Below are 9,059 nucleotides of genomic sequence, written 5' to 3' on the forward strand. Positions count from 1 at the left end.
CTGAGGCACCGTGCCTGATCCGAGCCAAACAAAAACCCGCGGGATCGCTCCCGCGGGTTTTGCTTTCGAGCCGATGCCTTGTTCAGCCGTGCGCGAGCACGGCCAGTAGCAGGAGCGCCACGATATTGGTGATCTTGATCGCCGGGTTGACGGCCGGGCCAGCGGTGTCCTTGTAGGGATCGCCGACCGTGTCGCCGGTCACCGAAGCCTTGTGCGCTTCGGAACCCTTGAGATGCTTGACGCCGTCCTTGTCGACAAAGCCGTCTTCGAAAGACTTCTTGGCGTTGTCCCAGGCACCGCCGCCAGAGGTCATCGAGATAGCGACGAACAGGCCATTGACGATGACGCCGAGCAGCGAGGCACCAAGGGCGGCAAAGGCGGACGCCTTCGAGCCCGAGATCAGCAGCACGCCGAAATAGACGACGAGCGGCGCCAGCACCGGCAGCAGCGACGGGATGATCATCTCGCGGATTGCTGCCTTGGTCAGAAGGTCGACCGCGCGTGCGTAGTTCGGCTTCGAGGTGCCAGCCATGATGCCCGGATCCTCGCGGAACTGCTTGCGCACTTCCTCGACGATGGCGCCCGCCGCGCGGCCGACGGCCGTCATGGCAATGCCGCCGAACAGATACGGGATCAGGCCGCCGAAGATCAGGCCGGCGACGACATAGGGGTTGGAGAGATCGAAGGAGATCTCGCCCATACCCTGGAAGTAGGGATATTTGTCGCCATTGGCGGCAAAGAACTTCAGGTCGTTCGAGTAGGCGGCAAACAGCACCAGCGCGCCGAGACCGGCCGAACCGATGGCGTAGCCCTTGGTCACCGCCTTGGTGGTGTTGCCGACCGCGTCGAGCGCGTCGGTGGACTGGCGCACTTCCTTGGGCAGGCCGGCCATTTCAGCAATGCCGCCGGCATTGTCGGTGACCGGGCCGAAGGCGTCGAGAGCAACGATCATGCCGGCAAGGCCGAGCATCGTGGTGACCGCGATCGCCGTACCGAAGAGACCGGCGAGCTGATAAGTCGAGATGATGCCGCCGACGATGACGATCGCCGGCAGCGCCGTCGATTCCAGCGAGACCGCAAGGCCCTGGATGACGTTGGTGCCGTGACCGGTGACCGACGCCTGGGCGATGGAGTTGACCGGGCGCTTGTTGGTGCCGGTATAGTATTCGGTGATCACGACGATGAGACCGGTCACCACGAGGCCGACGAGGCCGCAGATGAACAGGTTCTTGCCGGTGATGGCCATGCCGGCAACGGTGCCGATCTCGCCCCAGCCCAGGGTGACCGAGGTGGCGACGCCAAGACCGACGATGGATAGCAGGCCGGTGACGATCAGGCCCTTGTAGAGTGCGCCCATGATCGAGCCGTTGGAACCGAGCTTGACGAAGAAGGTGCCGACGATCGAGGTCAGGATGCAAGCGCCGCAGATGGCGAGCGGATAAAGCATGGCCGCACCCAGGACAGGGGTGCCGCCAAAGAAGATGGCAGCCAGAACCATGGTGGCGACGACGGTCACCGCATAGGTCTCGAACAGGTCGGCGGCCATGCCGGCGCAGTCGCCGACATTGTCGCCGACATTGTCGGCGATGGTGGCCGGATTGCGCGGATCGTCTTCGGGAATACCGGCTTCGACCTTGCCGACGAGATCGCCGCCGACATCCGCCCCCTTGGTGAAGATACCGCCGCCGAGACGGGCGAAGATCGAGATCAGCGATGCGCCGAAGCCGAGCGAGACCAGCGAGTCGATGACGATGCGGTCATTGGGCTGAAGGCCCATGAAGTGGGTCAGGACAAGGTAGTAGATCGATACGCCGAGCAAGGCCAGGCCAGCAACCAGCATGCCGGTGATGGCGCCCGATTTGAACGCTATGTCGAGGCCGGCAGCGAGGCTGTTTGATGCGGCCTGCGCCGTGCGAACGTTGGCGCGAACGGAGACATGCATGCCGATGAAGCCGGCGGCGCCCGAAAGCACCGCACCGATCAGGAAGCCGATCGCGGCGGTGATGGACAGCAACCACCAGGCGAGCACAAGGACGACGACGCCAACGATAGCGATGGTGGTGTACTGACGCGCCAAATAGGCTTGTGCGCCCTCGCGGATAGCCGCGGAGATTTCCTGCATGCGTGCATTGCCCTGATCGGCCGCAAGGACCGAACGTGTCGCCCAGATGGCGTAAAGGATTGAAAGCAGGCCGCAGGCGATGACGGCGGAAATAATTGTCATTGCCGGATTTTCCTCGATTGATGGCCCAAAAGAACCCCTCCCTGGGCCGTTGAGACAGAGACCGGATTCCTCAGACGGAATCCAACCCTTCGCAGCGGTGTATGCGAAACGGGGCTCGGAACGTCAAGATATTGTTCGGTTTTTGCCCGGCTTTCGCCGCAATGCCTTCTTGCAAACCGATTGAATTTATTCAGATCGGGCCATGCCCGGCACTGAAGGGCTTGTGGCGGCCCTGAAAGCTCAGTCGTTGAGTCCAGCCAGCTGCTCGTCCGTTGGTCAGGTCAGAACAGGTGCAACACGACCAATCAGCCGATGCCCGCACTCTGCGCCCAAGCCCAGCTCGCTTCTGAGAGCAGCGGCCCTCCGAACTTGATCCAATTCTCTCGGTCGCCCACAGAAAGTAGCGGGTCACTGACAGAATCCAGGCAGAGCCGACTCGCGTCTTCGGCTATCTTCGAAATTGAAACTTTCCTGGCGACAAAGAAGGTCGACGCCGTGCCGTTGCGTTTCCGTTGGCGGTGCAGGGTCAAATAGGTGCCGCGACGTACCCGCCTAGTATAGAAACGTTGAGCACATGAACGAAGTCAAACCTCTAACCAAAATGGCTTAGGCACAAATGGGATTTGCAAGAGAACTTAGAACCAAGCTTGGGCTTAGACGAGTTCCCAATCCGGAAGTCCTGCCGCAGCATGCATCAGTTGGCCGCAGGACATACAGTGTGAAGCCCAGCAATATCTATTGGTGCGATGAAACCTCGCCGCTAAGAATAGGAGCGTTCTGTTCAATAGCGGAGGAAGTCCTATTCCTTTGTCGCGCCAATCATCCGACGCAGTTTGTCTCAACTTTCCCATTCCGAGCTCTCATGACAAAGTCGATGGTTGCCTATAGTGATCTGGTGGTCAACGGACCGACTGAAATCGGCAACGATGTATGGATCGGACGACGCGCAATCATCATGCCAGGAATAACGATTGGTGATGGTGCCGTTGTTGGAGCCGGCTCGATCGTAACGAAGGACGTAGCTCCCTATGCGATCGTCGCCGGAAATCCTGCCAAGCTCATCCGTAACAGGTTTACTGACGACCAGATTGCGAGATTGCTTGCTATCCGCTGGTGGGAATGGAGCGACGAGAAGATCATAGCAGAACAGCCGAGGTTCTTTGGCCCGGTTGACGCCTTCATTGCCGCGAGTAGCGCGTCATAGCGCATCAGCGTCAGGTGAGGTCGCGAACTAGGCCGCCTCTCTGCCCATACGGCGCGCCGTGTAGCGCTCGATCGCCGACAGACCGTCATAGATCAGCACGGCAAGGGCTGCCACGATCAGGCCGCCCTGCAGGATGAAAGCAAGGTTGTTGGACAACAGCCCGGCGATGATCACTTCGCCCAGGGTCTTTGCGGCCACGGTCGAGCCGATGGTGGCGGTGGCAAGGCTGATGACCACCGACAGCCTGATGCCGCCGAGAATGATCGGGGCGCTGAGCGGCAGCTCGACCTTGGTGAGCCGTTGCCAACCGGTCATGCCGGCACCGCGCGCCGCCTCGACCACATTGGCCGGCAGCGTCGTCAGGCCGGTCAGCGCATTCTCGAAGATAGGCAGCAGGCCGTAGAGAAACAGCGCGATCAGCGTCGGCTTCTCGCCGAAGCCAACGGCCGGCACCGCGAGCGCCAGCACCGCCACCGGCGGAAAGGTCTGGCCGATGTTGACCAGGCTGCGCGACAGCGGCAGGAATTCGGCACCGGCCGGTCTGGTGACCAGGATGGCAAGCGCCACCGCGACGATGGTTGCAGCCACGGTGGCGATCAGAACCGTGCGCAAATGCAGCAATGTCAGCGTCAGCAGGCTGCCCTGGTTGTAGATCACCGGCGCATTGTTCTCGGTCAACGGCTTCAGCAGTGGCTCGAACCAGCCGGGATTGGTGACAAAGGCGACGAGCAGCACCACCAAGGCCAGCCTGAGCAGCGATGGAAGCCAGGCCTTCATGCCGGCCTCGCCGCGCGTTTCACCAGACCGTCGACGGTGACGCGGCCAAGCGGCTTGCCGTCGGCGCCTTTGACGGGCAGCGCCGGCCGGCCCGACCACAACAATTCGGCCAGTGCGTCGCGCTGGCTGGCGTCGCCGGGGATCGCTTCGCCTTCGGCCGAGCCCTTCTCCACGGCATCGCGGACGCGACCGAGCGACAGCAACCGGAACGGCCGCTCGCTGGCGCCGACCAGGGTCTCGACGAAGGCACTTGCAGGCTTCGCCAGGATCTCGGCTGGCTTGGCGTATTGCACGAGCTTGCCGGCATCCATGACCGCGATCTTGTCGCCCATATGCACGGCCTCTTCCATGTCGTGGGTGACGAGGATGATGGTGGTGCCGAAGCGCTTCTGGATCGCCAGCAGATCCTCCTGCGCCTTGGTGCGGATGATCGGATCCAACGCGCCGAACGGTTCGTCCATCAACAGCACGTTGGGCTCGGCGGCGAGCGCGCGGGCAACGCCGACACGCTGCTGCTGGCCGCCGGACAGTTCGTGCGGGTAGCGCGGACCGAATGCTTCGGGATCGAGCTGATAGAGCGTCATCAACTCGTCGACCCGGGCCTTGATGCGGGCCTTGTCCCAGCCGAGCAGCACCGGCACGGTGGCAATGTTCTGCGCCACCGTACGATGCGGAAACAGGCCGTGGCCCTGGATGGCGTAGCCGATGCTGCGGCGCAGCTCGTAACCCGGCAGCGAACGATTGTCGGCGCCGTCGAGCTTGATGATGCCCGAGGTCGGCTCGACCAGCCGGTTGATCATGCGCAGCAGCGTCGTCTTGCCGGAACCGGAGGTGCCGACAATGACGCAAACCGTGCGCGGCTCGATGACCATCGAAACGTCATCGACCACTGTTGTCGCGTCATAGCGCTTGGTAATACCTTCGATCTCGATCATGCCGTTTCAACCCTGCGCTTGGTGGCAGTCATTTCGATCACCGCATCGAGGATGATGGCGGCGGCGAAGGCGAGCGCGACCGTTGGCACGGCGCCGAGCAGCACAAGGTCCATCGCCGTCTGGCCAACGCCCTGGAAGACGAAGACGCCGAAACCACCGCCACCGATCAGCGCGGCAATGGTGGCAAGGCCGATGTTCTGCACCAAAACGATGCGGATGCCGGTGAGAATGACAGGAAATGCCAGCGGAAACTCGACGCCGAACAGGCGCTGCCTGTCGGTCATGCCCATGCCGCGCGCGGCGTCGTTGGCGGCCCGCGGCACGCCGGCGAGACCGACCACGGTGTTGGCCACCACCGGCAGCAGCGAATAGAGGAACAGTGCGACGAAGGCGGGTGCTGTGCCGATGCCACGAATGCCGAGCGCGGCAGCCCCCGGCACATGCGTGGCGACCCAGCCGAGTGGCGCGATCAGCAGGCCGAACAGCGCGATCGAGGGAATGGTCTGGATGATGTTGAGCACGTTGAGCACGCCGGCGCGCAGCCTTTCGACGCGATGGCACAGGATGCCGAGCGGCAGGCCGACGATCACCGCAGCAGCCAGCGAACCGAGCGCCAGCGTCACATGCTTGGAGCCTTCCGCCCAGAAACTGTCGGCGCGGTTGGCGTATTCCTTCAGGATGGAAAGGTCGTTCCAGCTTCCCGAAATCAGCAAAAGACCGATCGCCGCGCTGGCCGCGACCAGCACACCAACCCGCCCCCAGGGCGACAGGTTCAGCCGTGTCAGCACATCAGCCAGCAAAAGCGTGAAGGCAAAGATGAGAATCCAGAAGCCTGAGGCCGGCGAAACCCTCGCAAAGGTGTTGCCCGCCGGCGTGAGAAATGTGCCGGCGACGCCAACCAGCAGCGCGAGCGCGGCAAGCGCCACCACGCTGGCGGCGAGGCGCAGCACAAGCGGCGTCCTGAACAGAGCAATGAGCGCGGCGACGACGATGATGGCGAGCAGCAGCGCCCCGATGGTTGCCGGCAGCGCCTCGAGAATCGAGCGCGCCTGGCCGGGGACGATGCGGTTAGCGCGGAACGTGGCAAAGGGCGCGGCAAAAGCCGCATAGGCTGATATCGCGGCGATGACCACGCCGAGCTTGTCGAACCGAATGTTCACGCCCTCCCCCGTCAGTCGATCCGGCGCGCCACGAAAGCGGCGCGCCGGAATCGTCCTACTTCAGGAAGCCGTTCTTCTTCAGGAAGTCTTCGGCGACGCCCTTGACCGGCTCGCCGCCGACCTGCACGCGACCGTTCAACTCCTGCAGCGTGACGAGGTCGAGTTTGGCGAAGACCGGCTTGAGCAGCGTCTCGATCTCGGGATGTTCCTTCAGCACCTTTTCGCGAATGATTGGCGCCGGTTGGTAGACCGGCTGCACGCCCTTGTCGTCGTCGAGCACGACGAGCCCGGACGGTGCGATGCCGCCATCGGTGCCGTAGACCATGGCGGCGTTGGCGCCACTGGTCTGGTTGGCGGCGGCAGCGATGGTGGCCGCGGTGTCGCCGCCCGAGAGCGTGATCAGTTGCTCAGGCTTCAGCGTGAAGCCATAGGTGGTCTGGAAGGCCGGCAGAGCAGCGGCCGAATTGACGAACTCGGCGGAAGCCGCCAGCACCACCTGGCCGCCGCCCGCGACATATTTGCCGAAGTCGGTGAGCGTGGCGAGCTTGTTGGTCTCGGCGACTTCCTTGCGCAACGCGATCGCCCAGGTGTTGTTGGCGGGCGACGGCGACAGCCAGACGATCTTGTTGGCGTCGTAGTCGAGCTTCTTGGCTGTCTCATAAGCCTTGGCGGCATCTTTCCAGACCGGGTCGTCGGCCTTCTCGAAGAAGAAGGCGGCGTTGCCGGTGTATTCCGGATAGATGTCGATCTCGCCGGCGGTGATCGCCTTGCGCACCACCGGCGTGCCGCCGAGCTGGATACGGTCTGATGTCTTGATGTTGTTGGCGTTGAGGACGAGCTGGATGATGTTGCCGAGCACGCCGCCCTCGGTGTCGATCTTCGAAGAGACAACCACCTGGGCGCTGGCGGAAGCCACTGTTACGCCGAGCGCCAATGCCGCGCCGGCCAGAACCTTGACTGAAAACATCGTGAAAACCCCTTGCTATGAACCGAAATGCGGTGACCGCATATGAGCATGGCTTCAACGGCCAGTCGGGGCACACGGTTTCATAACAAGGGGGATCAGCGCAATATTTTTGTTCGGAAGGCCGATTTCGAGGCGAAGCTGGCGATCTGCTGCCATCTGGCGGATAATGCAATGAGGGTGCGGGTGGCAAACACGGAGAGCGTGTCATGGCCATACACAAAGTCGGTTACCTCATCGGCAGTCTTGCCCGGGAATCCATCAACCGCAAGCTCGCGAAGGCGCTCGTTCAACTGGCTCCTCCGGAACTTGAAATGACGGAAATCGCCTTCAAGGATCTGCCCCTTTACAGCTACGATTATGACGCGAATTTCCCACCGGTCGCCCGGGATTTCAAAAAGGCGATCGCCTCCGTTCAGGCCGTGCTGTTCGTTACCCCGGAGTACAATCGCTCGATCCCTGGCGGATTGAAGAACGCGATCGACTGGGCCAGCCGCCCCTATGGAAAGAATTCATTCGCGCGCAAACCGTCAGCCGTTATCGGAACATCGCCGGGCGCCATCGCAACCGCTGTCGCCCAACAAAGCCTGCGCAGCGTTCTGAGCTTCTGCAACTCACCCCAGATGAATGCGCCGGAAGCCTATATCCAGTTCACGCCGGGACTGATAACGGACGACGGCGAAGTGACGGTCGAATCCACCGAGGACTTCCTACGCAACTACATGGCTGAATTCCACATGTTCATAGCGCGGGTGCTTCAGGTGTTGCCGCCGGACGCATAGGTTTGGCGTCAAACCGGGCGCGCGCTCATCACCTTCAGCGCGCCTAGCGCCACGAAACAGAGCACAGCAACCGGGAATATCATCCAGTTCAGCATCTCCCAGCCCCAGGCATTGTAGACCATGCCCGACATCAGCGAGGCGCAGGCGACGGAGCCGAACAGGACGAAATCGTGGAAGCCTTGCACCTTGCCCTTTTCCGACGGCCGGTAGCTGGCCGCCACCATCGCCGTGGCGCCGATGAAGCCGAAATTCCAGCCGAGGCCGAGCAGGATCAGCGATGTCCAGAATTGCCAGAGCGCCAGGCCCGACAGAGCGACAATGGCGCAGCCGATGAGCAGGATCAGGCCGAGGGCCACAATGCGTTCGGCGCCGAAGCGATGGATCAGCGAGCCGGTGAAGAAGCTTGGCGCGAACATCGCCATGACGTGCCAGGAGATGCCGAGCGTCGCGTCATCCTCCGACAGTCCGCAACCGACCATGGCCAGCGGTGCGCCGGTCATGACGAAGCTCATCAGCGCGTAGCTGCCGACCGCGCAGAAAAGTGCGGCGACGAAGCGCGGCTGCGTGACGATTTCGGCCAATGGCCTGGCGTCGCTGGCGGCGATCTCCACCTTGCCGGATGCTTTCGCCGGCAGCCGCAGGAACGACAGGATGATGGCGCCGACCGCGGCCAACGGCAGGATGGAGACGAACGAACCGGCAAACATCACCGGCGCCAACAATTCGCGGGTGAAGATGACGATCTGCGGCCCGAGGATGGCGGTGATGATACCACCGGCCAGCACGAAGGAGATGGCGCGCGCCTTGAATTCCGGCGGTGCGTTGTCGGCGGCGGCGAAGCGGAACTGCTGGACGAAGGCGCCGCCGACACCGATCGTGAGCAAGCCAAAGGCAAACAGCCAGAAGCTGCTTTGGAAGAGCGCAAGCGTGGCGACGAGGCCGCCAAGCGCCGTGACGATTGTTCCGGTCATGAAGCCGCCGCGCTGGCCCATGCTGCGGATGATGGCCGCCGC

General features: G+C 62.6%; 7 protein-coding genes and 1 pseudogene. 2 read left to right on the forward strand and 6 right to left on the reverse strand.

Going from position 1 to position 9,059, the window contains the following annotated elements; all coding sequences use genetic code 11:
* Nucleotides 1–82 precede the first annotated feature (82 nt).
* Nucleotides 83–2,224 carry a sodium-translocating pyrophosphatase gene (locus EN993_RS25595; RefSeq protein ID WP_109668627.1) on the reverse strand — a complete coding sequence of 714 codons (2,142 nt, stop codon included), beginning with the start codon at nucleotides 2,222–2,224 and terminating at the stop codon, nucleotides 83–85.
* Between the two features lie 904 nt (nucleotides 2,225–3,128).
* Between EN993_RS25595 and EN993_RS37425 the strand changes: the two are divergent.
* Nucleotides 3,129–3,428: pseudogene (locus tag EN993_RS37425) on the forward strand (CatB-related O-acetyltransferase); the annotation flags it as partial.
* 27 nt (nucleotides 3,429–3,455) lie between these two features.
* Here the strand turns inward: EN993_RS37425 and EN993_RS25605 are convergent.
* From EN993_RS25605 to EN993_RS25620, 4 genes are read right to left on the reverse strand one after another with little or no spacing between them, the layout of a single operon-like run.
* Nucleotides 3,456–4,205 (reverse strand): ABC transporter permease, encoded by a 750-nt coding sequence (locus EN993_RS25605; protein ID WP_126068794.1) that lies wholly within the window; start codon nucleotides 4,203–4,205, stop codon nucleotides 3,456–3,458.
* On the reverse strand, nucleotides 4,202–5,140 hold the full coding sequence (locus tag EN993_RS25610) for an ABC transporter ATP-binding protein (RefSeq protein ID WP_126068793.1): 939 nt from the start codon (nucleotides 5,138–5,140) through the stop codon (nucleotides 4,202–4,204). Before EN993_RS25610 ends, EN993_RS25605 begins: the two co-directional genes overlap by 4 nt.
* Nucleotides 5,137–6,300: an ABC transporter permease gene (locus EN993_RS25615; protein ID WP_127265158.1), complete on the reverse strand. Its 1,164-nt coding sequence runs from the start codon at nucleotides 6,298–6,300 to the stop codon at nucleotides 5,137–5,139. Before EN993_RS25615 ends, EN993_RS25610 begins: the two co-directional genes overlap by 4 nt.
* A 55-nt stretch (nucleotides 6,301–6,355) precedes the next feature.
* Nucleotides 6,356–7,267 (reverse strand): ABC transporter substrate-binding protein, encoded by a 912-nt coding sequence (locus tag EN993_RS25620; RefSeq protein WP_109668615.1) that lies wholly within the window; start codon nucleotides 7,265–7,267, stop codon nucleotides 6,356–6,358.
* A gap of 206 nt (nucleotides 7,268–7,473) precedes the next feature.
* On the opposite strand from EN993_RS25620, the gene EN993_RS25625 reads away from it, so the two are divergent.
* A complete protein-coding gene (locus EN993_RS25625; RefSeq protein ID WP_109668613.1) occupies nucleotides 7,474–8,046 on the forward strand; it encodes an NADPH-dependent FMN reductase in 573 nt (190 codons plus the stop codon).
* 8 nt (nucleotides 8,047–8,054) lie between these two features.
* On the opposite strand, the gene EN993_RS25630 is transcribed toward EN993_RS25625, so the two are convergent.
* Nucleotides 8,055–9,059 (reverse strand): MFS transporter (locus tag EN993_RS25630; RefSeq protein ID WP_164757807.1); only part of this gene is annotated, 1,005 nt, incomplete at its 5' end.

The organism is Mesorhizobium sp. M7D.F.Ca.US.004.01.2.1 (genome assembly GCF_003997785.1).
In the GTDB taxonomy this organism is placed as follows: Bacteria; Pseudomonadota; Alphaproteobacteria; order Rhizobiales; family Rhizobiaceae; genus Mesorhizobium; species Mesorhizobium loti.